The sequence below is a fragment of the Pseudomonas sp. D4002 genome (assembly GCF_013385665.1).
Taxonomy (GTDB): Bacteria; Pseudomonadota; Gammaproteobacteria; order Pseudomonadales; family Pseudomonadaceae; genus Aquipseudomonas.
In genome coordinates this window covers 137,205-161,305 of sequence record NZ_JACAPN010000029.1, presented here as the reverse complement: position 1 = coordinate 161,305, position 24,101 = coordinate 137,205, and the positions used below count along the sequence as shown (strand labels likewise).

At 61.0% G+C, this 24,101-nt stretch carries 23 protein-coding genes; 7 read left to right on the top strand and 16 right to left on the bottom strand.

Going from position 1 to position 24,101, the window contains the following annotated elements; genetic code table 11:
- Positions 1-12: 12 nt before the first annotated feature.
- Both HX824_RS21385 and HX824_RS21380 read left to right on the top strand, forming a co-directional pair.
- On the top strand, positions 13-1,212 hold the full coding sequence (locus HX824_RS21385) for a CaiB/BaiF CoA-transferase family protein (RefSeq protein WP_003209568.1): 1,200 nt from the start codon (positions 13-15) through the stop codon (positions 1,210-1,212).
- Entirely contained in the window at positions 1,212-2,090 is an 879-nt protein-coding gene (locus tag HX824_RS21380) for a TIGR02285 family protein (RefSeq protein WP_177055035.1), read from the top strand. The genes HX824_RS21385 and HX824_RS21380 overlap by 1 nt, the downstream gene beginning before the upstream one ends.
- Positions 2,091-2,261: 171 nt before the next feature.
- Here HX824_RS21380 and HX824_RS21375 read toward each other — a convergent pair whose 3' ends face one another.
- A complete protein-coding gene (locus HX824_RS21375; protein ID WP_003209570.1) occupies positions 2,262-2,546 on the bottom strand; it encodes a DUF3509 domain-containing protein in 285 nt (94 codons plus the stop codon).
- Positions 2,547-2,847: 301 nt separating this feature from the next.
- Here HX824_RS21375 and HX824_RS21370 point away from each other — a divergent pair, with 301 nt between their 5' ends.
- Together HX824_RS21370 and HX824_RS21365 are read left to right on the top strand one after the other, a co-directional pair.
- Positions 2,848-3,048, top strand: a complete 201-nt coding sequence (locus tag HX824_RS21370; protein ID WP_177055034.1) for a hypothetical protein — start codon at positions 2,848-2,850, stop codon at positions 3,046-3,048.
- 150 nt (positions 3,049-3,198) lie between these two features.
- On the top strand, positions 3,199-3,852 hold the full coding sequence (locus tag HX824_RS21365; protein WP_177040153.1) for a response regulator transcription factor: 654 nt from the start codon (positions 3,199-3,201) through the stop codon (positions 3,850-3,852).
- On the opposite strand, the gene HX824_RS21360 is transcribed toward HX824_RS21365, so the two are convergent.
- The 11 genes from HX824_RS21360 to ffh form a co-directional block, all read right to left on the bottom strand.
- On the bottom strand, positions 3,821-5,065 hold the full coding sequence (locus HX824_RS21360; protein ID WP_134325814.1) for an EAL domain-containing protein: 1,245 nt from the start codon (positions 5,063-5,065) through the stop codon (positions 3,821-3,823). The two genes, HX824_RS21365 and HX824_RS21360, sit on opposite strands and share 32 nt — an antisense overlap.
- A gap of 73 nt (positions 5,066-5,138) precedes the next feature.
- The gene (locus HX824_RS21355; protein ID WP_177055033.1) at positions 5,139-8,720 is read right to left on the bottom strand and encodes a transporter substrate-binding domain-containing protein; all 3,582 of its coding nucleotides are present in this window, start codon (positions 8,718-8,720) and stop codon (positions 5,139-5,141) included.
- A 109-nt stretch (positions 8,721-8,829) separates the two neighbouring features.
- A complete protein-coding gene (gene thrC, locus HX824_RS21350; RefSeq protein ID WP_177055032.1) occupies positions 8,830-10,239 on the bottom strand; it encodes a threonine synthase in 1,410 nt (469 codons plus the stop codon).
- A 67-nt stretch (positions 10,240-10,306) separates the two neighbouring features.
- Complete coding sequence (locus tag HX824_RS21345) at positions 10,307-11,611, bottom strand: homoserine dehydrogenase (RefSeq protein ID WP_177055031.1); 1,305 nt, start codon at positions 11,609-11,611, stop codon at positions 10,307-10,309.
- A gap of 126 nt (positions 11,612-11,737) precedes the next feature.
- On the bottom strand, positions 11,738-12,469 hold the full coding sequence (dsbC, locus tag HX824_RS21340) for a bifunctional protein-disulfide isomerase/oxidoreductase DsbC (protein ID WP_003209582.1): 732 nt from the start codon (positions 12,467-12,469) through the stop codon (positions 11,738-11,740).
- 154 nt (positions 12,470-12,623) lie between these two features.
- Positions 12,624-13,520 carry a site-specific tyrosine recombinase XerD gene (gene xerD, locus HX824_RS21335; protein WP_003209584.1) on the bottom strand — a complete coding sequence of 299 codons (897 nt, stop codon included), beginning with the start codon at positions 13,518-13,520 and terminating at the stop codon, positions 12,624-12,626.
- Between the two features lie 362 nt (positions 13,521-13,882).
- The gene (gene rplS / locus HX824_RS21330; RefSeq protein WP_003175895.1) at positions 13,883-14,233 is read right to left on the bottom strand and encodes a 50S ribosomal protein L19; all 351 of its coding nucleotides are present in this window, start codon (positions 14,231-14,233) and stop codon (positions 13,883-13,885) included.
- A gap of 45 nt (positions 14,234-14,278) precedes the next feature.
- Positions 14,279-14,989, bottom strand: a complete 711-nt coding sequence (gene trmD, locus HX824_RS21325; RefSeq protein ID WP_237151084.1) for a tRNA (guanosine(37)-N1)-methyltransferase TrmD — start codon at positions 14,987-14,989, stop codon at positions 14,279-14,281.
- 43 nt (positions 14,990-15,032) lie between these two features.
- Positions 15,033-15,569: a ribosome maturation factor RimM gene (gene rimM, locus HX824_RS21320; RefSeq protein WP_003175898.1), complete on the bottom strand. Its 537-nt coding sequence runs from the start codon at positions 15,567-15,569 to the stop codon at positions 15,033-15,035.
- 5 nt (positions 15,570-15,574) lie between these two features.
- Entirely contained in the window at positions 15,575-15,826 is a 252-nt protein-coding gene (gene rpsP / locus HX824_RS21315; RefSeq protein ID WP_003209587.1) for a 30S ribosomal protein S16, read from the bottom strand.
- Positions 15,827-16,076: 250 nt separating this feature from the next.
- Positions 16,077-17,453 carry a signal recognition particle protein gene (gene ffh / locus HX824_RS21310; protein WP_003209589.1) on the bottom strand — a complete coding sequence of 459 codons (1,377 nt, stop codon included), beginning with the start codon at positions 17,451-17,453 and terminating at the stop codon, positions 16,077-16,079.
- Positions 17,454-17,687: 234 nt separating this feature from the next.
- Here ffh and HX824_RS21305 point away from each other — a divergent pair, with 234 nt between their 5' ends.
- The 3 genes from HX824_RS21305 (at position 17,688) to HX824_RS21295 (ending at position 21,283) form a co-directional block, all read left to right on the top strand.
- A complete protein-coding gene (locus HX824_RS21305; protein ID WP_010176828.1) occupies positions 17,688-18,500 on the top strand; it encodes an inner membrane protein YpjD in 813 nt (270 codons plus the stop codon).
- 12 nt (positions 18,501-18,512) lie between these two features.
- Entirely contained in the window at positions 18,513-19,751 is a 1,239-nt protein-coding gene (locus tag HX824_RS21300) for a transporter associated domain-containing protein (protein ID WP_177055030.1), read from the top strand.
- Between the two features lie 221 nt (positions 19,752-19,972).
- Positions 19,973-21,283, top strand: a complete 1,311-nt coding sequence (locus tag HX824_RS21295) for an MFS transporter (RefSeq protein ID WP_003209595.1) — start codon at positions 19,973-19,975, stop codon at positions 21,281-21,283.
- A gap of 126 nt (positions 21,284-21,409) precedes the next feature.
- Here the strand turns inward: HX824_RS21295 and purT are convergent, their stop codons facing one another.
- From purT to HX824_RS21275, 4 genes are all read right to left on the bottom strand, one after another.
- Positions 21,410-22,591 (bottom strand): formate-dependent phosphoribosylglycinamide formyltransferase, encoded by a 1,182-nt coding sequence (gene purT, locus HX824_RS21290; RefSeq protein WP_023659130.1) that lies wholly within the window; start codon positions 22,589-22,591, stop codon positions 21,410-21,412.
- Between the two features lie 69 nt (positions 22,592-22,660).
- Positions 22,661-23,128 carry a hypothetical protein gene (locus tag HX824_RS21285; protein ID WP_003209599.1) on the bottom strand — a complete coding sequence of 156 codons (468 nt, stop codon included), beginning with the start codon at positions 23,126-23,128 and terminating at the stop codon, positions 22,661-22,663.
- Positions 23,129-23,332: 204 nt separating this feature from the next.
- Positions 23,333-23,548, bottom strand: coding sequence for a DUF1289 domain-containing protein (locus tag HX824_RS21280; RefSeq protein ID WP_003209601.1), 216 nt, complete (start codon positions 23,546-23,548; stop codon positions 23,333-23,335).
- Complete coding sequence (locus HX824_RS21275; RefSeq protein ID WP_008438249.1) at positions 23,545-24,069, bottom strand: gamma carbonic anhydrase family protein; 525 nt, start codon at positions 24,067-24,069, stop codon at positions 23,545-23,547. Before HX824_RS21275 ends, HX824_RS21280 begins: the two co-directional genes overlap by 4 nt.
- Positions 24,070-24,101 lie beyond the last annotated feature (32 nt).

Sequence of the window (24,101 nt, the reverse complement as noted above, 5' to 3'; positions counted from 1 at the left end):
GAAAGGTTCCTCATGTCGTTTACCGCCAAACCACTTGCCGGCCTGAAAGTCATCGAACTCGGCACCTTGATCGCCGGCCCGTTTGCGTCGCGCATCTGCGCCGAGTTCGGCGCCGAGGTGATCAAGGTCGAATCCCCGGATGGCGGCGACCCGCTGCGCAAGTGGCGCAAGCTGTATGAAGGCACCTCGCTGTGGTGGTTTGTGCAGGCGCGCAACAAGAAATCCCTGACCCTGAACCTGAAACACCCGGACGGCCTGGCGATCCTCAAGCAACTGTTGGCGGATGCCGACATTTTGATTGAGAACTTTCGCCCTGGCGTGCTGGAAAAGCTCGGCCTGAGCTGGGAAACCTTGCACGCCCTGAACCCGAAACTGGTGATGGTGCGCCTCTCGGGCTTTGGCCAGACCGGGCCGATGAAGGACCAGCCTGGGTTTGGCGCGGTGGGCGAATCCATGGGGGGCCTGCGTTACATCACCGGTTTCGAGGACCGCCCGCCGGTGCGCACCGGGATTTCCATCGGGGACTCGATCGCGGCGTTGTGGGCCGTGATCGGGGCGCTGATGGCCCTGCGTCATCGTGAAGTGAATGGCGGGCTCGGCCAGGTGGTGGATGTGGCGCTGTATGAGGCGATCTTCGCGATGATGGAGAGCATGATCCCGGAGTTCGACGTGTTCGGCTTTATCCGCGAGCGCACCGGCAACATCATGCCCGGCATCACGCCCTCCTCGATCCACACCAGCAAAGATGGCAAGCATGTGCAGATCGGCGCCAATGGCGACGCGATCTTCAAGCGCTTCATGTCGGCCATTGGTCGCGACGACCTGGCCAACGACCCGGCACTGGCCAGCAACGATGGCCGCGACAGCCGGCGCGATGAGTTGTACGGGGTGATTGATCGCTGGGTCAACTCGCTGCCGCTTGAGCAAGTGGTGGAACAGTTGAACAAGGCCGAAGTGCCCGCCAGCCGTATCTACAGCGCGCAAGACATGCTGGGAGACCCGCAGTTTCTGGCCCGCGAGATGTTCCTCAAGGCGCAGCTCCCGGGCGGCAAGGACTTCAAGATGCCCGGCATCGTGCCCAAACTGTCGGACACACCGGGCAGTTGTGAATGGGTCGGACCGCAGTTGGGCGAGCACAATAGCGTGGTGCTCGCTGAATTGGGCTACGACGCGGCCGCCGTTGCCCGCCTGCGTGAGAACGGCGCGATCTGATGGGCCGGCGCTTCATCATTCGACTCTGCCTCCTGGGTTCACTGCTCGGGACTTGGCCACTGTCGAGCCAGGCCCAGGAAACCTTGATCTGGCTGTTGCGTGACCTGCCGCCAGTGACGATTTTCGAAGGCCCGCAAAAAGGCCAGGGCGCCCTCGACCAACTGCTGCCGATACTCGCCGAACACATGCCGGAGTATCGACATCAGATCCTCCACGTGAACCGCGCGCGCGGCATGCAGATGCTCCGCGACCCCGGCACGCTTACCTGCGACCCGTCCCTGCTGTGGACGGCGGAGCGCGCTAAAACCATCGTGTTTTCCGCCCAGGCCTTCGCGGCCGTGAGCAACGGGGTGACGATCCGCCAGGGTCAGCGGGCGCTGCTGGCGCCGTTTGTGGTGGATGGACGGTTCGACGTGGAGGCATTTTTGAATGCACGGGATGCGCGCCTTGGCATCATCGCCGAACGCAGCTACGGCCCCATCATCGATGAAGCGCTGAAGCACACCAGTGCTCACAAACTGGCGCCGCATTACGGCAATGACGCCCTCGGCAGCCTGCTGCAGATGCAACGAAAGGGGCGGCTGGAAGCGGTGCTGGGTTACTGGACAGAAGTGCGCTACCAGGCGCTGCAACAAGGCATTGATCCACAAGAGCTGATCTTCTACCCCATCAAAGGCACCCCGCCCTATCAACTGACCCGGATTGCCTGCACGGATAACGCCTCAGGCCGCACGGCTATCGAGCGGATCAATCAGGTGCTGCGCGAGATCCCGCAGGAGCAACTGCGACAGTCCTACGCCTCATGGCTCGACCCGGTCATGCGTGAGCAATACCTGCAAGACCACCCGACGTTTTTCCAGGATGCCCCGAGCCCATGACAAATCGCAGGCAAAAAGAAACCCCGAGCAGTGGGGAGACAACTCGGGGTTAATAAGGGCCTAAAAAGACCAGTAACAACGAGCCACAAGCACCGGAGCACAATGCTTGATCTCGCTGTTACAAAATCTGACTCACCTTGCCGTAGGAAGGTTCCCAACAAAAATAAATCTTCATGCGCAGGCAATCGGCCGAGTCAGGGCCGCATTGCGCAGGGCCGCCATGACCGAGGGTTCCAGGCGTCCTTCGGCAATCATCAAGTCGCGGTGCAAACAGTCCACCACATCCACCAATGCACGCTTGTCGGTCAATTGTGCCTGGTCGACTTCTCGTTCGACCACGATGGCACCGGCCGGATTCTTTACGGTCACCAGGCATTCGCCCTGCACACCCGAGGTGGTCAGCGTGACCTGATAAGGGCTCAGTGCTTCACCGAGCAATAGGCTGATACTTTCCATCTCGATCACCACTCAATAGTTCGGAAACAATCGTGTAAACGGGAGCTGCATCTATCCTAAGTGACTATTTGCGTCGTAGGAAAGTTCGCTTTTTCGTCTTTCAAGGGTTGCCGGGGATGACGTGTCCAGCATGCGCTTGCAACATGACAAGCAAAAAACGGCAGCACATAACTGCTTACTCAATGAGTTGCCGTTTTGGCGCTGATGCCGAGGGTGAATCCTATACTCGATGAGCGCTGATCATGCCGGCACATCGATAAACAGCGCATACCAAAAGGCCCCGTTGCGAAGGACGAAGACCATGCTGGAACACGAAAAAGAGCAGGCAATACTAGAGAAGATTCACGCCGACATATCCAGAATTTATGCCGAGCAACGCAAGCTAAACGCAGAATCCCACAAGATAACCCGAGAGAATTTCTGGTATCCCGTTGGTATCGCCATCGGCTTCTTCACGGCTGTCGGAACCGCAATGGCAGTGGCTCAGAAACTACTCGCCTAAACGATCACTCCGACCGGGCCTGCCAGAAACGAAAAACGCCGCTGCCCCACGGACGGGGACGCGGCGTTTTTTACACCTTTGTAAACCGCACCTTCAGACCCTCTCCTGCGTTAACAGGCTAGAATCCCCGAATTACCCCGGGAGCCTGTATTGAACGAAACGTCTGACAAGCCATTGCGCATCGTCCTCGCCGACGACCACCCGATTTTCCTCATCGGTCTGCGGGCGGTCCTGGAACGTGACGAGAGGCTAACCATCGTCGGTGAAGCCAACTCACCCCTGGCCCTTGGCGAACTGCTGCAACGTTGTGCCTGCGACATTCTGGTGACCGACTTCATGATGCCCGCCGAGCCCCAGGCCGACGGCTTGCGCCTGATCGAACAACTGCGCCGGCATCACCCGGGCCTGCCCATCGTGGTGGTGACCATGCTGAACAACGCCGGCCTGTTCCACGCCATCCTGGAGTTGGGTGTCATGGGCCTGCTGAGCAAGGCCAGTCTCGCAGACGAATTGCCTGAAGCAATCCGTCAGGTGCGCCAGCAGCGACGTTATGTGGCCCAGACCATCAGTCAGTCACTGAACCTGGCAGGCGTCGAGCGTGTGCACTCCCAGGATCAACTATCACCCCGTGAACTGGAAGTCATCCGCCTGCTGGCCGGCGGCCTGACGGTAGGCGAGATCGCCGCGAATCTTCATCGCAGCAAGCAAACCGTCAGTGCACAAAAGGTCAGCGCCATGCGCAAGCTGGGCCTGAGCAACGACGCCGCGCTGTTTATCTATGTGCAGGAACACGGGCTGGCCTAGCCTGAAACGCGATCCACTGCTTGAGCGCCTCGGCGTCCATGGGGCCGGCGATAAAGCAGCCTTGCAACCACGCAGCCCCCAGTTCACTTACCGCGTGATAGTCGGCGGCGCTTTCAACCCCGGTCACCACCACACCCACACCCAGTCGCCTCGCCATGCTCATGGCGCCGGCAACCACTGCCGCCTTGCGATCGTCCCTGGCCATGCCGCTGGCAAACGCCGGCGGGATCTTCAATTCGCTGAAGGGCAATTCCAGCAAGCGTTGCAGGCTGGTGCCGCCCACGCCGAAATCACCGATGGACAGCTTGCACCCCATCATCCGCAAACGCAGCAAGCCGGTGACGTGGGCGCTGTCGGTGTTCAGGCGCGAGGTTTCCACCAGTTCCAGGGTCAGGCCACGGGCGGGCACGCCGTGAAGTTGCAGCAAGCCTTGCAGCACTTGGGGAAAGTGCGGACGCTCCAGCATCCGCCCCGGGATATTCACCGCCACCGGCAGCACCTGCCCGGTTTCGCGCATGACGTGTGCCGCCTGGCCCAGCGCTTGTTCCAGCACGTGCCAGGTAAACGCCTCTTCCATTCCGGCAAACTCCAGCACCGGCAGAAACGCGTCAGGCAACAGCAACTCGCCGTCAGGAAGCTGCCAGCGGGCCAGCGCTTCGACACCTTGCAACACGCCCGCCTGGCTGACAATGGGCTGATACCAGACCGTGCCGCAGCGGGCGATAGCGACCTGGCTCAGATCCGCCGAAGGCGGCAACTGCTCGGACTCACTCAAGTCCAGCAACTGGCGCACCCGCTCCCAGGACACCACCGGCGGCCCGGGCCGCAAGCGTTCCCGGCACGCCTCGAGGACTTTCCCGATCAGCGTTGCCGACGCCGGTTTGGGCAGGCAGCCGAGCACGTTGAGTCCCAACTGTCGGGCCATGTGCGCCACGCCTTCCAGCACATCCGGCTCGGCGTTGCTCAGCAGGATCAATACCTGAGCCTGGCGGCGCTCGGCCATTTCCCGAATCAGCTCAAGGCCATCACCCTGCTCCAGGTACAGATCGCAAATCGCGATGTCCACCGCGCCCTTGCTCTCCAGTGACTGGCGAGCGGCGTCGACCGTTTCGGCCGTGCGTACATTGAATACGCCGTTGGCGTTGAGCATCTGATGCAGGGCCATCAGTTGGAACGGGTTATCTTCGAGGATCAGGACGTTGAGGGAGCGCATGAAAAACGTTACCGGGGAGAAGCGAGGGTGCACAGACTAATAAAAACCCCGCGCCTTCCCCATAGGACATGTCTTATTCGGACGGGTCCAGATAAGCCTCAAGCTCGACCTGGAATTCGATCAATGCTTCGCGCAGCGCTAACCAATGCAGTTCAACCTCAGCGTTGCGCTGCTCCCGAATACACCCTTCCAGCGCCACACAGGCCTTGGCCAGCGGCAGCGCATCCACCAGGCAGCATATGCCCTTCAGGCGGTGCAGCGAGGCGGCCAGCCGGACCTGGTCGTGGTCCGCCATGGCGGAGGCCATCAGGTTATGCTCCTGCTCAAGGCTCCTCGCCAGCTCCTGCAGCATCCGCTGCAAAACCGGTCCGTCGGCCTGGGTCATGGTGCGCAGGGTCTGGATGCTGAAAGAGCGTGCAGGCACGACGCGGGCGAGCACACGCGTCCAGTGCTCAAGGGTCACGGGCTTGACCAGCAGTTCATCCATTCCCGCCTCCCGGCAGCGCTGCTGTTCATCATCCAGGGCATTCGCCGTGCAACCCACCAGCGCCAGGCGTGGCCGTTGCTCCTGGGCTTCAAGCCGGCGGATGGCCTCACTCAAGGCGTAGCCGGACATGCCCGGCATATTGCAATCGGTGACCAGGACGTCAAACACCTCATGATGCCAACGCTGCAAGGCCGCTTCGGCCGAGTCGACGGCCACTACTTGATGACCCAGGAACTGCAACTGCTGAACCAGCACCAGCCGATTGGCCGGCAGGTCATCCACCACCAACACCGACAGGTTGCGGCCGGCGACCAGCAGCGGTACACCGGCAGATGCTGGCACGTCGTCACTGCTGACCCGATCCAGGTACAGGTCGATGCACACCACCGTGCCCTCTCCCACCACGCTGCTCAGGGTGATGCTGCCTCCCATCAATTCCACCAGTTGCTGGCAGATGCTCAAGCCCAGTCCCGTGCCGCCGTGCTCGGCAGCCGTCCGCGCGCTGACCTGGATAAACGGCTTGAACACTCGCGCCTGCTGCTCGACGCCAATGCCCGGCCCGCTGTCCTCCACACACAGCTGCAAATATTCGGCCCCCGCCGGGTCAAGCTTGCGCACAACACTGACCCGAGCCTCGCCGCGCGAGGTGAACTTGAGCGCGTTGCCCAACAGGTTATGGATAACCTGACGCAGGCGCAGCGGGTCGAACCAGTAATACCCTTGCGCGCTCGGGTCGAATGCCAGGGTCAGGTGAAGGCCCTTTTTCTGCGCCATGGGTTCGAACAAGCGCTGTATGCCCTCGAAGAAACCTTTCAAGTCAGTGGCCTGCGGCGCCAGTTGCAGATGACCGGCTTCAATCTTGGCCAGGTCGAGGCTGTCACCCATCAGGGCAATCAACTCACGCGCCGAGCGATGGGCCACTCGCAGGGCTTCAGACACTGGCTTGCCTTCAGCCTGGGCACGCTCCTGCTCCAGCTCGAGCAGACCGATAATGGCGGTCATCGGCGTGCGAATCTCGTGGCTCAGGGTCGAGAGAAACGCGCTTTTTGCGTAGTTCGCTTCGTCAGCGGCCTGCCGCGCATCCATCAGCTGGAGCTCCAGGACCTTGCGCTCGTTGATATCGACCCAGCCACCGAGCAAACCCTGGAGCTGGCCCTTGGCGTCGAAGAACGGCACCGTCCACTGATACACATGAAACGCCCCGCCATTGAACTCCAGCTGCCGGTCGACGAACAGCGACTGCTGGCTCGCCAATTGCTCCATGTGGCCGGCATGCAGGCGCGCGGCCGTAGCGTCAGGCATCAGCCCGCTTTCCATCAGCGTCAGGCCCTGGATCTGCTCGCGCCGGGTGTTCAACTGTTGTTCATAGCTGGTGTTGCAGGTCACCAGGCGTCCTTCCAGATCACGCACAAATACCGGGTTGGGCATGCCGTCCAGCAGCGCGCGCTTGAACGCCAACTGGTCGTTGAGCCGCTGCTCGGCCTGGAGGCGCTGGCGAATCTGGCGCTTGAGCCGGCTGTTCCAGGCCAGGGACACCAGCACAAACAGCAGCGCCATGGCGACCGTCCAGTAGGCCCATGGCGGCACACGCTGCCAGGCCGGCACCGGGACGGGTACGCTCCCCAGCCAACGCAAACGCAGGGCGCTCAGCTCCGCGACCGGCAGCGCTTCCAGCGCCTTGTTCAAAATGCTCAGCAGTTCCGGTTGATCCTTGCGCACCGACAGGCTGTTGGCCGACCACTTGCCCTCGACACTGCGGCCGATGCGCAACTCATCGGCCGGGTAACTCTGCACTTCCACTTCACTCTGGATAGTCGCCGCCGCGCGACCCTGCGTTACCAGCTCACGGGCCTGGACGTAGTTATCCACCGATTGCAGCTTGATCCCGGGGTGCTCGCGACGAATATATCCCTCCAGGACATGGCGTGCCGGCAGCGCCAGCACCTTGCCTGAAAGCTCGCTCAAACTGGCCACTGGCGGTGCGTCAGCGCGCTGGATAAACACCCAGCCTGAGCCCCCGAACCCATGGCTGAAATCGAGAAAGGCCTTGCGCTCCTGATTTTCGGCCAGGGTGGTGTTCATGTCCGCCCTGCCCGTTTCCAGCAACCCCAGGGTCTGTGCCGTGGAGGACACTTCCTCCATCACGAACTGCAGGCCGGTCATGCGTGAAATGCGGTTGAGCAAGTCCACATTCAGCCCCACCCACTGGCCGTCCTTGTCCTTGAATACATAGGGAGACAGTTGCTGGGACGCCACCACCACATGCGGATGCTGAAGTACCCAGGCCCGCTCCGGGGCCGACAAGGCGATGCGCTCGGCGGCAATGCCCACCCCCAGTCCGGTGGTCCAGCGCGCAAGGATCTCCCGCCGCACAGACTCATCAATACTCGCCAGCGCCCGGTCCATCAGCGTCCCCAACAGCGGGTCGGCCTCCCGCGTGGCAAAGGCAAAGCCGATGGGCGCCAGCCGGCTTTCCACCTTGATCTGCAAGCCCAGGTAGGGCCGTAGCGATTTATAGGCGCGCACGATCACTTCGTTGCCGATAAACGCATCGGCATCACCTTGCTTCAGCGCTTCGAGGCCACTGTAGAGATTCGGTGCCAGCATGATGTGGCTCCCGGGATACGCCTGATGGACGTTCTTGACGTTGGCGTAACCGTCCAGCAACACCAGCTTCTTGTCCTTGAGGTCCTCGTTCTGGGTGCTGTCATCCCGGCGCACGACCACCACCGAGCGGTCCGGCATGTAGTCTTCGGTAAAGCGCAACCCCGACACATCACGCTCGTAACCGTTGGCACTGGTGAGAATATCGATGGCGCCGCTCCGCAGGGCCTCCACCGCCTGCGCCCGCTCGGCAAAACCCAGGACTTGCATCGGTGCATGCAGACGCGCGCCGATCAGGCTCAGGTAATCGGCGCTGATGCCCTGGTAGCGATTGCGGTCGCGGGTGATATCGATCGGCTGATAGTCATCAATCGAAATGCCCACTCTCAGTGGCCGATGGGCCGCCAGCCATTGCTGCTCGCTGGCCGTCAGGGGCATGGGCTCCAGGGCAATGAACGCCGGCACCAGCTTGAACGGCAGGCTGACAGCCGCGAGGCTTGCCGAACCATGGCCAAGCAGCAGCACACATGCCAGCCACGCGTGTGCTCGGGTCGATAAATACACCGGTTGGGTTTCCTTGATTATTCTTGTTGGTCGCCGCGCAAGTATGGCTCGCCAGAATGAAAAAGCCCGTCACGAAGACGGGCTTGATCCACCACGCAAAGCCGTTGGCTCAGAGTGGCTTGCCGCGATTGCCATGCTGGCTGACAAACGCCTGCACCGCTTTCAGGTCATTGGCCAATACCGTGCAACGCTCTTCACGCTCAAACAGGTCGGTGAGGTGCGGCGGCAATTCCAGCGCCCTGCCAACCCCGGCCTTCTCTACCGCTTCCGGGAATTTGACCGGGTGCGCGGTGCCGAGAATCACCATCGGGATGTCCAGGCTGCGGCGGCATTCGCGCGCGGCCTTGACGCCAATGGCGGTGTGCGGGTCCAGCAGCTCGCCGGTCTGGGCGTAGACTTCAGCGATGGTCTCGCAGGTTTCTGCGTCGTCCACCGCCAGGGAGTCGAACAGCTTGCGGGTTTCGGTCCAGCGCTCCTGCTCGACGCTGAAACCGCCACCTTGCTTGAAGCTGTCCATCAGGCCGGCCAGGGCAGCACCGTTGCGACCGTGCATGTCGAACAGCAGGCGTTCGAAGTTCGACGAGACCATGATGTCCATCGACGGCGACAGTGTGGCGTGCAGGGTTTCCTTGACGTACTGGTTGCCGCTCATGAAGCGGTGCAGGATGTCGTTGCGGTTGGTGGCGACGATCAGCTGGTTGATCGGCAGGCCCATGTTGCGTGCCAGGTAACCGGCGAAGATATCGCCGAAGTTGCCGGTTGGCACCGAGAACGACACCGAACGCGCCGGGCCGCCCAACTGCAGGGAAGCATGGAAGTAGTAGACGATCTGGGCCATGATCCGCGCCCAGTTGATCGAGTTCACCGCCACCAGGCGCGTGCCCTTGAGGAAGCTCTGGTCGGCGAAGCTGGCCTTGACCATTTCCTGGCAGTCATCGAAGTTGCCTTCGATGGCGATGTTGTGGATGTTCTCGCCGAAGATCGTGGTCATCTGCCGACGCTGCACTTCCGACACGCGGTTGTGCGGGTGCAGGATGAAGATGTCGACGTTTTCGCAGTGCTTGCAGCCTTCGATCGCCGCCGAGCCGGTATCACCGGAAGTAGCGCCGATGATCACCACGCGCTCACCGCGTTTTTCCAACACATAGTCCAGCAGGCGACCCAGCAGTTGCAGGGCGAAATCCTTGAACGCCAGGGTCGGGCCGTGGAACAGCTCCAGGACCCATTCGTTGCCGTTCAGTTGGCGCAACGGGGCAATGGCGCTGTGGGAAAACACGCCGTAGGTTTCTTCCAGGATCTTCTTGAAATCCGCATCCGGGATGCTGCCGGTGACGAACGGGCGCATGACCCGGAACGCCAGCTCGTGGTACGGCAGGCCGGCCCACGAAGCGATTTCTTCCTGGGTGAAGCGTGGCAGGTTTTCCGGCACGTACAGGCCGCCGTCAGTGGCCAGACCGGCCAGCAGAACGTCTTCGAAATTCAGGGCCGGTGCCTGGCCGCGGGTGCTGATATAACGCATGACTGGCTCCTCTAGAGCATGCTTGAACAAGGGCCGCCGAACGCGTGGGGCCCTTGCCGCAAAACGATTAGTTCAGGTGTTCGACGCGAATCCGCACCACCGGCCCAACCACGCCCTGCAACGCTTCAAGCGCGGCAATGGCGTCGTTGATGTGCTGCTCCAGCACACGGTGGGTCAGCAGGATCATGGGCACCAGGCCGTCTTGTTCTTCGACTTCCTTCTGCATGATCGATTCAATGTTGATGCCGCGCTCCGACAGGATGCTGGCCACCTGAGCGAGCACGCCCGGATGATCCTTGGCCTGGATGCGCAGGTAGTAGGCACTTTCGCAGGCTTCGATCGGCAGGATCGGGTGGGCCGACAGCGAGTCCGGCTGGAAGGCCAGGTGCGGTACGCGGTTTTCCGGGTCGCTGGTCATGGCACGCACCACGTCCACCAGGTCGGCGATCACAGACGAAGCGGTCGGCTCCATGCCGGCGCCGGCGCCGTAGAACAGGGTGGAACCGGCAGCGTCACCGTTGACCATCACGGCGTTCATCACGCCATTGACGTTGGCGATCAGGCGGTCGGCCGGGATCAGTGTCGGGTGCACACGCAGCTCGATACCGGCTGGGGTGCTGCGCGCCACACCGAGGTGCTTGATGCGGTAGCCCAGGGCTTCGGCGTAGTTCACGTCGGCGGTGGTCAGCTTGGTGATGCCTTCGGTGTAGGCCTTGTCGAACTGCAGCGGGATACCAAAGGCGATGGACGCCAGGATGGTCAGCTTGTGGGCAGCGTCGATGCCTTCCACGTCGAAGGTCGGATCGGCTTCGGCGTAACCCAGGGCCTGGGCTTCGGCCAGCACGTCTTCGAAGGTACGGCCCTTCTCGCGCATTTCGGTGAGGATGAAGTTACCGGTGCCGTTGATGATGCCGGCCACCCAGTTGATACGGTTGGCGGACAGGCCTTCACGGATCGCCTTGATCACCGGGATACCACCGGCCACGGCGGCTTCGAATGCCACGATCACGCCCTTCTCGCGGGCCCTGGCGAAGATTTCGTTACCGTGCACGGCAATCAGCGCCTTGTTGGCAGTGACCACATGCTTGCCGTTTTCGATAGCCTTGAGCACCAGCTCGCGGGCCACGGTGTAGCCGCCTACCAGCTCGATGACGATATCGATTTCAGGGTTGGTGGCGACTTCGAAGACATCGTTGGTAATCGCAATACCGGTCGTTTGGAACTGAGGCTTTGGCGTACGCGTGGCAATTTGTGCCACTTCAATCCCACGCCCTGCACGGCGGGAAATTTCTTCAGCGTTACGCTGAAGTACGTTGAAGGTGCCGCCACCGACGGTCCCTAACCCACAGATGCCTACTTTGACCGGTTTCACTGAAGAACTCCCCATGAAACGGCCGACTCAAGGTCGGCCGTGAAAACAGCCGCACAACTGCGGCTCTCTATTAATGACCCGCCGAACTGTCGGCGGATCATGATCGTCAAGGCTCGACGATAATGCTTACTTTGCGTTCAGTGCCAGTTTGGCAACTTGCGGCGCAGGCTGGTAGCCCGGAATCACCTGGCCGTCAGCCAAAACGATGGCCGGCGTACCGTTCACACCAATCGACTGGCCGAGGGCGAACTGCTTGGAAACCGGGTTGGCGCACTTGGCGGCCTTGATTTCCTTGCCATCGACCATCTTGTCCATGGCCGCTTTCTTGTCGGCCGAACACCAGACGGCTTGCAACTGCTCGTCACCCGGCGAACCCAGGCCCTGGCGCGGGAACGCCACGTAGCGCACTTCAACGCCGAGCTTGTTCAGCTCAGGCACTTCGGCATGCAGCTTGTGGCAGTACGGGCAGGTGGTGTCGGTGAACACGGTGATGTGGGTCTTGGTTTCGCCGATGGCCGGGTAAACCACGGTTTCAGCCACCGGAATACCGTTGATCAGCTTGGACACGCCCAGGCGCTCGGCTTTCTCGGTGAGGTTCACCGGCTTGCCGTCTTTGAGCTGGAACAGGTAGCCCTGGACGATGTACTGGCCATCGGCACTGGCGTACAGCACGCGGCTGCCCTTGAGCTTGACTTCGTACAGGCCGGCCATCGGGCTGGCGTTGATGCTTTCAATCGGGGTGTCGAGCTGGAGGGCTTCCAGGCTCTTGCGGATTGTCTTCTCTGCGGCGTCGTCGGCGACGGCAAAGGTTGAGACCAACGCAATGGCTGCGATGGCAAAAATCTGGGTCAAGCGCATGGGAACTCCTGAAGGCAGATGCAGGGACGGGAGCAGGAACACCGATCTTCAAACACGGGTTTGGGCCGTCCCCTTTGCGAACCGGCAAAGCCTACCACAGTTGGGCCGCAGGGCAGCCAGTCGCGGGGAAATTGGGCTTTTTCCGAAGTGTTTTTCATCCACGGGGATGGTGCTTGGCGTGCATCTCCTGCAAACGTGCCCGCGCCACGTGGGTGTAGATCTGGGTGGTGGATAAGTCGCTGTGGCCCAGGAGCATTTGAACCACGCGCAAATCCGCGCCGTGGTTGAGCAAATGCGTGGCGAACGCGTGACGCAGGGTGTGGGGCGACAGCGACTTGCCGATGCCGGCAACCTTGGCCTGGTGCTTGATGCGATGCCAGAAGGTCTGGCGGGTCATCTGTTCGCCGCGCTGGCTGGGAAACAGCACATCGCTGGGCCGACCGTTGAGCAATTCGGCTCGGGCGTCGCGCATGTAGCGTTCGATCCACACGATCGCCTCTTCACCCATGGGCACCAGGCGCTCCTTGCTGCCCTTGCCCATTACGCGCAATACGCCCTGGCGCAGGTTGACCTGTTCCAGGGTCAGGCTGATCAACTCGGTGACGCGCAGGCCGCAGGCATACAGCACTTCCAACATGGCACGGTCGCGCTGGCCGATGGCTTCGCTCAGGTCGGGAGCTGCGAGCAGGGCTTCGACGTCGGCTTCCGACAGGGATTTGGGCAGTGGCCGGCCCAACTGTGGCATGTCGATTTGCAGGGTTGGGTCGACAGCGATCAGCTTTTCCCGCAGCAGGTAGCGATAGAAGCCACGCACGCCTGAGAGAAAACGCGCAGTAGAGCGAGGCTTGTAGTTTTGCTCCAGGCGCCAGGCCAGGTGGTCGAGAATCAGCTCGCGACCGGCGTCGAGCAGCTCGAGGTTTTTCTCCTGCAGCCAGCCATTGAACAACGCGAGGTCGCTGCGGTAAGCCTGGCGGGTGTTGTCCGACAGGCCTTTTTCCAGCCAAAGGGCGTCGAGGAAGCGGTCTATCTGCGGGTGGTCGATGGCGGACATGAGGGCTCAAGCAGGGAAAATGGCGATGTCGGGTAGATCCTATCGCAGCACAGGCCGCTACACATCAATGAAAGCGGGCAAATAATCTGTGGCAAGGGAGCTTGCTCCCGCTGGGGCGCGAAGCGGCCCTGATTGACCATTGAGGTCCAACAGAGAGACTTCTATTGCCGGTTTCAGGGCCGCTGCGCAGCCCAACGGGAGCAAGCTCCCTCGCCACAAAAGCGGAAAACGGCTTTAAGGTCAGTGCGACGCTGAATTTCTTCGAGGCGGGGAGTCATGAATAGATACCGGGGAAATGGACAAATTTCAGGCAACAAAAAAGCAGCCCGTAGGCTGCTTTTTTCTGCATCGGGAAGCTGGACTTAAGCCAGTTTTTCCTTGATGCGAGCTGCTTTACCGGACAGGTCACGCAGGTAGTACAGCTTGGCTTTACGTACGTCACCGCGACGTTTAACGGCCATGCTGTCGATTTGCGGGCTGTAGGTCTGGAAAGTACGCTCTACGCCAACACCGTTGGAGATTTTACGAACAGTGAAAGCACTGTTCACACCACGGTTACGCTTGGCAATTACCACGCCTTCGAACGCTTGCAGACGCGAACGGTCGCCTTCCTTCACTTTCACCTGAACGACAATGGTGTCGCCCGGGGCAAAGGTAGGGATCTCTTTGGTCATCTGCTCTGCTTCGAGTGCAAGGATGATTTTGTTAGTCATGCTGTGCTCCTAAGGTAAGTCGTCGGACCTACCATCGATACGTTGTTAACTATCGTCCCGCGCGAGGATGTATTCCTCGAGCAGCTTCTTCTCTTCTCCAGAAAGCGAGCGGCTTTCCAGAAGATCGGCGCGTCGTTCATAGGTCCGCCCGAGGGACTGCTGTAAACGCCAACGCCGGATGTGTGCGTGATTGCCACTTAGCAATACGTCGGGAACACGCTGATCCGCATACACCTCCGGTCGGGTGTAGTGCGGGCAATCCAGCAAACCATCCGTGAAGGAATCTTCCTCCGCGGAGTCCGCATGCCCTAAAGCTCCAGGCAGCAGTCGTGTAACCGCATCTATCAGGACCATCGCCGGCAGCTCGCCGCCAGACAGGACATAGTCCCCAATCGACCACTCTTCATCGACATGAGCATCAATAAAACGCTCGTCAATGCCTTCATAGCGACCGGCAATCAGGATTAATGCTTCCAGATTCGCCAACTCGCGTACCGCCGACTGATTCAGCTGACGGCCTTGAGGGGACAGGTAAATTACCTTCGCCTTCTCCCCGGCGGCTGCCTTGGCCTGAACCAACGCATCTTCCAGGGGCTTGATCTTCATCACCATGCCCGGGCCACCGCCAAATGGGCGATCGTCCACAGTGTGATGTCGATCCGTCGTGTAGTCTCGCGGGTTCCAACAGGTGAGCTGCAAGAGCCCCTGTTTCACCGCCCGACTGGTGATGCCGTACTCGCTGATGGCGGAAAACATCTCGGGAAACAAACTGATCACTTCAACGCGCAGGTTAGCCACGTTAGAAGTCCGCGTCCCATTCCACCTTCATCTCGCCCGCTGCCAGGTCGACGGCCAACACGCATTGCTCGGTATAGGGCAACAGGCGTTCGCGATCATCCAGGCTGCCAGCGCAAGGCTTGACCACCATTACATCATTGGCGCCGGTTTCCAGAAGATGATCGATTTTCCCGAGCAATTGCCCGAGTTGATCAATGACCTTCAGACCTTCCAGCTGGTACCAGTAGTACTCGCCGTCGGTCAATTCAGGGAACAGGTTGCGCGGCACGCAGATCTCATAACCGGCCAGAAGACGAGCTTCTTCACGATCATCAAGACCCTTGAGCTTTGCGACCAGGAACTTGTCGCTCCCGCGTCCACTGACCAGCTCTACCTGTTTCACACTACCTTCGCGCTTGAGCGTCCAGGTCTTGTACTGCAACAGGTTTTCAGTCGGATCAGTAAAGGAATACACCTTCACTTCGCCGCGAACGCCATGAACAGAATAAATCTTGCCGATAACGATCAAATCATCAGCAACCGCTGGCGTCGCGTTCATATTGCTCAGGCCGCAGCCTTAGATGCATCCTTCAACAACTGAGCAACGCGCTCAGAAGGTTGTGCACCAACGCTCAGCCAGTAGGCTACGCGCTCTTGGTTCACGGACAGACGGACTTCTTGACCACGAGCGATCGGGTTGAAGAAGCCAACTTGTTCCTTGTGAGAGCCGTCACGTGGGTTGCGGCTGTCAGTTACGGTCAAGTGGTAAAACGGGCGCTTTTTGGAGCCGCCAAGGGCAAGACGGATTGTTAGCATGTGAACATCGTTCCTGTAGTCGGTGCTGCAAATCTAAATGCACAGCGGGCATAGGTGCCCGAAAGGCCGCATATTCTAAGGAATATCCGGACTTTTGCAAATGTCTTTTTCTGGCGCCTATCAGCGTGCCATTCAGATCTGCTATAGAGCCGTCGGTTAAAACGGCAAGTCAGCTCCCGCCAATGGCGGGTTTGCTGGAGATCCCGCATCCCTGCGGGTCGGAGCAGAAGCGAACTTCTGCTCGAATTCTTTACATTTTCGGCATGCCGCCGCCGGGCAACATACCGCCCATGCCGCGCATCATCTTGGCCATTCCGCCTTTTGCGGAGAATTTCTTCATCATCTTCTGCATCTGCTTGTGTTGCTTGATCAAGCGACCGATGTCCTGCACCTGGGTGCCGGAACCCATGGCGATCCGACGTTTGCGCGAACCGCTGATCAGCTCAGGGTCGCGGCGCTCGGCCGGGGTCATGGAATTGATGATGGCTTCCATCTGCTTGAATTGCTTCTCTGCCGCGCCCTGGGCATTGCCCATTTGCGCCAGGTTCACGCCGCCGATGTTCGGCAGCTTGTCCATCAGGCCGCCGAGGCCGCCCATGTTCTTCATCTGCTGCAGCTGGTCGCGGAAGTCTTCGAGGTCGAAGCCCTTGCCCTTCTTCAGCTTTTTAGCCAGCTTGTCGGCCTTGTCCTTGTCGAGGGTCGCTTCCGCTTGCTCGATCAGGCTGAGCACGTCGCCCATGCCGAGGATACGCGAGGCGATACGCTCAGGGTGGAACGGCTCGAGCGCTTCGCTCTTCTCGCCCATACCGATGAACTTGATCGGCTTGCCGGTAATGGCGCGTACCGACAAGGCGGCACCGCCACGGGCATCGCCGTCGACCTTGGTCAGGATCACACCGGTCAGCGGCAGTGCATCACCAAAGGCCTTGGCGGTATTGGCCGCATCCTGGCCGGTCATGGCATCGACCACGAACAGGGTTTCTACCGGGTTGATCGCGGCATGCAGCGCCTTGATCTCGCCCATCATCTCTTCGTCGATGTGCAGGCGACCGGCGGTATCGACGATGACCACGTCGATGAATTTCAGCTTGGCTTCTTTAATAGCCGCCTGGGCGATATCGACCGGCTTCTGGCTCAGGTCGGACGGGAAGAAGGTCACGCCCACTTCGCCCGCGAGCATTTCCAGCTGTTTAATAGCCGCCGGGCGGTAAACGTCGGCAGACACCACCATCACCGACTTCTTCTTGCGCTCTTTAAGGAAGCGCGCCAGTTTGCCGGCCGTGGTGGTCTTGCCCGCACCTTGCAGACCGGCCATCAGCACAACGGCTGGCGGCACGGCGCTGAGGTTCAAATCTTCGTTGGCCGCGCCCATCAGGCTTTCGAGTTCGGCCTGGACGATCTTCACAAAGGCCTGGCCCGGCGTCAGGCTGCGGGACACTTCGGTGCCGACCGCGCGCTCTTTGACCGAGTTAACGAAGTCCTTCACCACCGGCAAGGCGACGTCGGCTTCCAGCAACGCCATGCGCACTTCACGCAGGGTGTCTTTAATATTGTCCTCGGTCAGCTTGGCCTTGCCGGTGACATGGCGCAGCGTCTGCGAGAGACGGTCAGTCAGATTTTCAAACATGCGCGATCCTTTCAGGCCCTATTCATCGAAATGCATTGTTAGACCGAGGTAATGGCGGCCCAGGCTGTGGTAAATCGCTATTAAAAACAGCGCTCGGCGAGCCTGCGGCGTGGGCAGGTCGCGGATTATAGCGAAGACTGTCGCCATGCACACCCGCTGTCTGGCCTGAGAGTCTTTCGTGTTACGCAGGTGTATGCCAAACTCAGCGCCTTTCGGGCCTGCTTAACAGGATTTATGCTCCCTTTGTCACCCAGTTTGCTACCCAGCCTCGCCGCCGCCATCTTGTATGCCGCTGCGACCCTCTATCAGGGCACTCGTCTGGCCCAAGGCGCCAAGGCCGACAAACGCCTGCTGGTAGGCCTTGGCGTCCTCGCCCTGCTGGCTCACGCCGCCAGCCTGTTCACGCACTTGATGACGCCGGTCGGCCTGGGCCTGGATTTCTTCAGCGCTGCCAGCCTGATTGCCGCCGCGGTGATCGCGCTGACCCTGATGGCCTGCTACCGGATCCCGGTGGAGAACCTGCTGGTGCTGTTGTTCCCGCTCGGGATGCTGACGGTGCTGCTGGCGCAATTCACACCGACCGGCACCGTGCAGGTCATTGATGAAGAGCCGGGCATCCTCGCCCACATCCTGCTGTCGATCCTCGCCTACGGCATGTTCACCATCGCGGTGTTCCAGGCCTTGCTGCTGCTGTTGCAAGACCACCAACTCAAGCACAAGCACCCGTCGGGGCTGATCAAGAACTTCCCGCCGCTGCAAACCATGGAAAGCCTGCTGTTCGGCTTCCTCTGGGCCGGCTGGACGCTGCTGTCGCTGTCACTGATCTCCGGCTGGCTGTTCGTCGAGAACCTGTTTGCCCAGCACCTTGTGCATAAAACCCTGCTGGCCTGCCTGGCCTGGGTGGTGTTCAGCGTGCTGCTGTGGGGCCGCAACCGTCTCGGCTGGCGCGGGCACAAGGCGATCCGCTGGACCCTGGCCGGTTTCTGCCTGCTGATGCTGGCCTATTTCGGCAGCAAGCTGGTTCGCGAATACATCCTGCATATCTGACGGGCAGCCGACATGGACAACTTGCCCTTGGGGCCGATGCTTGCGGTAGTAGCCTTGCTGGTTTTATGGTCGGCGCTGTTTACCGCCATCGAAGCCGCCCAGCAACATTTGCTGGCCCTGCGCCCCGGCACCCGCCAGGGTGACAAAGCCGCCGCCCGCCTGAACTTCCCGCGCAACAGCCTGATCCTCTGCAACACCCTGTGCCGCGCCGTGGTGGTGATTCTCTGCACCCTGCTGGCGATCTACGCCTGGGCGCAAAACGGCCCGTGGCTCGGCTGGGTGATCTCCAGCGCGGTGCTGCTGGTGCTGGCCGACTATCTTCCGCGTGCCCTGGCCACTCGCCACCCGCAAACCATCCTTGGCTTCGGCAATACCTTGCTGAGCATGCCGCTGAAAATCCTTTATCCGCTGGCCTGGCTGCTCAACGGTGTCAGCCTGTTGCTGCTGCGCCCGTTCACCCGCAAGCCCGGGCTGGTCAAGAAGAGCGACGAGCCGCAGCCGGACCAGGACGACGAGCCGGAAGCCGAAATCCCCAACACCCGCGCGCCGGGCATGCCGGGCATCCACGCCCTGGACAACATCACCGTCAACGACATCCTGGTGCCCCGCAGCGAAGTGGACGGCATCAACCTGGATGATTCGGTAGAGGAAATCATCGAGCAACTGCGGATTTCCACGCGTACCCGGCTGCCGGTGTTCCACAGCGACATCAACCAGGTCGAGGCGGTGCTCAACACGCGGCAGATCCGCCACCTGCTGCCGGACGCCAGCCTGACCAAGGAAGCGCTGCTGGAGGCCTGCCACGAGCCCTACTTCGTTCCGGAAAGCACGCCGCTGCAACTGCAACTGCTGAATTTCCACAAGCAACAGCGCCGCCTCGGCATGGTGGTGGATGAATACGGCGAAGTGCTGGGCATTGTGACCCTGGAAGACATTCTTGAAGAAATCGTCGGTGAGTTCGAAAGCGAGCAGCACCTCGACAACCCGCACATCCAGCCGCAACTGGATGGCCGCTACGTGATCGACGGCGCCGCCTCGATCCGCGACTTGAACAAAACCCTCGGCTGGCACCTGCCCAGCGACGGCCCCAAGACCCTCAACGGCCTGGTGACCGAAGCACTGGAGACCATTCCGGACTGCGCCGTGTGCCTGAAAATCGGCCGTTATCGCCTGGAAATCCTCGAGACCGAGGACAACCGCGTCGCCAAGGTGCTGATCTGGCACACCAGCACGGTGCCGGTTGCCGCTTAAGCCCCTTGTTGGATCCGCAAACCCCTTCCTATAATCGGGCGGCTTACCCAAGCCCCGCCCGACCGCGTGCTACCCGCACTGAGCGCGTCCAGGCACCGCTTTACCGTGTCTGACCGGTGTTTGCTCCCATCCCGAGCCGCCCCGCGCACAACCCTGATCCATGGGTGTTCGACCAATAATAATCCGCGTCCAAACGCGCAATGACCGTCAGGGATACCTCAATGAGCACCACCTATAACGAGACGGCGACCGCCGCCCCGACCAACTCGACGGCCCGGGTCGCCACCGCGAGCATCATCGGCACCGCCATCGAGTTCTACGACTTCTATATCTACGCAACTGCCGCTGCCCTGGTGATCGGCCCGGTGTTCTTCCCGCAAACCTCCGGCACGGCGCAGATGCTCGCCTCGTTCCTGACCTTCGGTATCGCATTTATCGCGCGGCCACTGGGCTCGGCGCTGTTCGGCCACTTTGGTGACCGGATTGGCCGCAAGTCGACACTGGTGGCTTCCCTGCTGCTGATGGGCGTGTGCACTACGCTGATCGGCTTGCTGCCCGGTTATGACAGCATCGGGGCCTGGGCACCGATCCTGCTCTGCGTGTTGCGCTTCGGCCAGGGCCTCGGGCTTGGCGGCGAATGGGGCGGTGCGGCGTTGCTGGCCACCGAGAACGCACCGAAGGGCAAACGCGCCTGGTTCGGCATGTTCCCGCAGCTGGGCCCGTCGATTGGCTTTCTGGCAGCCAACGGGCTGTTCCTGATCCTGGCCATGAGCCTGAGCGACGAACAGTTCCGCAGCTGGGGCTGGCGCATTCCGTTCATTCTCAGCGCGGCGCTGGTGATGGTGGGGCTGTATGCAAGGCTCAAACTGCATGAAACGCCGGTGTTCGCGAACGCCGTGGCCAAGGAAGCGCCGGTGAAGGTGCCGCTGGTGGAACTGTTCAGCCAGCATTGGCTGCCGGTCCTGCTGGGTGCGGCCTCGATGGTGGTGTGTTATGCGCTGTTCTATATCACCACCGCGTTTTCCCTGAGCTATGGCGTGTCTACGCTGGGCTACAGCCGTGAAACCTTCCTCGGGCTGTTGTGCTTCGCGGTGCTGTTCATGGGCGCGGCGACGCCGCTGGCGGCGTGGGCCAGCGACCGTTACGGGCGTAAGCCGGTGCTGATTGTGGGGGCGATTCTGACCATCCTCTCCGGCTTCACCATGGAACCGTTGCTGACCCACGGTTCAACCTGGGCCGTGGCACTGTTCCTGGCGCTGGAGCTGTTCCTGATGGGCGTGACGTTTGCCCCGATGGGCGCGATGTTGCCGGAACTGTTCCCGACCCGCGTGCGTTATACCGGTGCTTCGGCGGCGTATAACCTGGGTGGGATCGTGGGTGCGTCGGCGGCACCGTTCTTCGCGACCAAGCTGGTGGCGATGGGCGGTTTGAGTTATGTCGGCGGGTATGTGTCGGCGGCAGCGGTGATCAGCTTGATTGCTGTGTTGTGCCTGAAAGAGACGCGCAATAACGATTTGAACAAGGTCGCCTGATGATGATCATTCCCACGCTCTGCGTGGGAATGCATCCGGTGACGCTCTGCGTCACGCCCTTAAGAGCGGACGCGGAGCGTCCAGCACGGCATTCCCACGCGGAGCGTGGGAACGATCGGCGGGGGGTTACAGCTCTACAACAACAGCCTTCGAAGCACGAGTGGCTTTAGCCCGCGCTGCCTCAATCGACTCATCCCGCGCCAGCGCCACGCCCATACGACGCTGGCCATTCACTTCCGGCTTGCCGAACAGACGCAACGCCGTATCCGGCTCGCTCAAGGCTGCACCCAGGTTGGAAAACGCCGTCTGGGTCGACTTGCCTTCCACCAGGATCACTGCCGAAGCCGAAGGCCCGAACTGACGGATCAACGGGATCGGCAGGCCGAGAATTGCCCGCGCATGCAGGGCGAACTGCGACAAGTCCTGGGAAATCAGGGTCACCAGGCCAGTGTCATGGGGGCGCGGCGACACTTCGCTGAACCACACCTGATCGCCTTTGATAAACAGCTCGACGCCAAACAGACCACGACCACCCAACGCTTCGGTTACCGCCTTGGCAACGCGCTCGGATTCCGCCAGTGCAATCGGGCTCATGGCCTGTGGCTGCCAGGATTCCTGATAGTCGCCCTTCTCCTGACGGTGACCGACAGGCGCACAGAAGGTAGTGCCGCCAATGTGGCGCACGGTCAGCAGGGTGATTTCGTAGTCGAAGTCGATAAAGCCTTCGATGATCACGCGGCCCTTGCCGGCACGCCCGCCTTCCTGGGCGTAATCCCAGGCTTTCTGCACGTCATCGGCGCTGCGCAGCAGGCTCTGGCCCTTGCCCGACGAACTCATCACCGGCTTGACCACACACGGGAAGCCCAGGTCGGTAACGGCCTTGCTGTAGTCCTCGAAGGTGTCGGCGAAGTGGTACGGCGAGGTCGGCAGGTCCAGCTCTTCGGCGGCCAGGCGACGGATACCTTCGCGGTTCATGGTCAGCAACGTCGCGCGGGCGGTCGGGATCACGGTGAAGCCTTCGGCTTCCAGCTCCACGAGGGTGGCGGTGGCGATCGCTTCGATTTCCGGCACGATGAAGTGCGGCTTTTCGGCTTCGATCACGGCACGCAGCGCGGCACCGTCGAGCATGTTGATCACGTGGCTGCGGTGGGCAACCTGCATGGCCGGCGCGTTGGCGTAGCGATCCACGGCAATCACTTCAACGCCCAGGCGTTGCAGTTCGATTACCACTTCCTTGCCCAGCTCACCGCAGCCACACAGCATTACGCGGGTCGCGGTTGGCGACAATGGAGTTCCGATTCGGGTCATCTCAGGTCCTCAGGGGAGCGGATCGTGGGGAGAAAGGCCGGCATTTTACATGAACTGTAAGGATTGGCTTCAGTTGGCGACGCGCTGCCGGCGCAAACGCCAGGCCATGGCCAGCCACACCACGGTAACGCCGGCGAATTTCGACACCAGGGCAGTGCCGGCGACCGCGGGCGTCAAGGCGCCGATCAGGCCGAAAAAGATGAAGGTATCGAGGGGGATACTCAGCGCCGAACTTATCCACAGGCGGTCGTGGAGTGGGCGCTTGGTGATGCTGAACACCAGCCAGTCAATGCATTCGGACACCGCGAACGCCGTGGCGCTGGCCAGGGCGATGGACGGATCGGAGGTGATATAGGACAGCACCAGCGCCGCCAGCATGGCGATGATCGCGCCATGGCCGAAACGGGTTTGCACCATGTCCCGCAGGACAAATACCAGGCCGCCCCAGGCGGACCAGATGACATCCAGGTGCGGAGCGGTGGAAAAGGCGAAGTTGATCAGCACGACGCTGCTGATATAGGCAATCAGGAAGAACATGAGGCGAGGGACCTGTGAACAAGGGGCACAGGGTACTTCACAACCCATCAATGTGGCGAGGGAGCTTGCTCCCGCTGGGGCGCGAAGCGGCCCCGGAATGGGCGATAGCGGTGTACCTGAAGTAATCCTGTCGTCTGATTTGGGGCTGCTTCGCAGCCCAGCGGGAGCAAGCTCCCTCGCTACATTAAGTACAGCCCCTAGCGATCAGGCGCCGGATTTACCGGGAATCATCCACACCAGCCCACTCGCCTTCGCCCGCTCATGGCACAACCCCAGCACTACCCGGCGCTCGGTATTGTCCATGCGACTCCAGCGGGTAATCTCTTCCACCGTGCGCTGGCATCCCGTGCAGATATCATCGTCATCCAGCGCACAAATGCTCACGCACGGCGAGGCGACGGGTCGTTCTACCGGGTTCATTCTTCCTGCTCAACCAGATCACGGGCATACCGCTGGGCGTTATGCACATAGTGCGCAGCGCTGGCCTCAAGCATCTTCTTCTGCACGTCGGTCAGCTCCCGCACCACCTTGCCCGGCGAGCCCATCACCAACGAACCATCGGGAATTTCCTTGCCCTCGCCGATCAGCGAATTGGCGCCGATGATGCAGTGCTTGCCGATCTTCGCCCCGTTAAGAATCACCGCATTGATGCCAATCAGGCTGTAATCGTCGACGGTGCAGCCATGCAACATGGCGTTATGGCCGATGGTCACGCCGGTGCCGAGGGTCAGCGGGTAACCCATGTCGGTGTGCATCACGCTGCCGTCCTGCACGTTGCTGTTCTTGCCGATCAGGATCAGCTCGTTGTCGCCGCGCAACACCGCGTTGAACCAGACGTTGGCGCCCTCCTCCAGCTTGACCTTGCCCACCAGCGTGGCATTGGGGGCCACCCAGCTGTTGGGATGGGTTTCGACTCGGGCGTCGCCCAGGCGGTATTTCATAGGTGGATCCTCACGGCAGGAACGATGGCCAT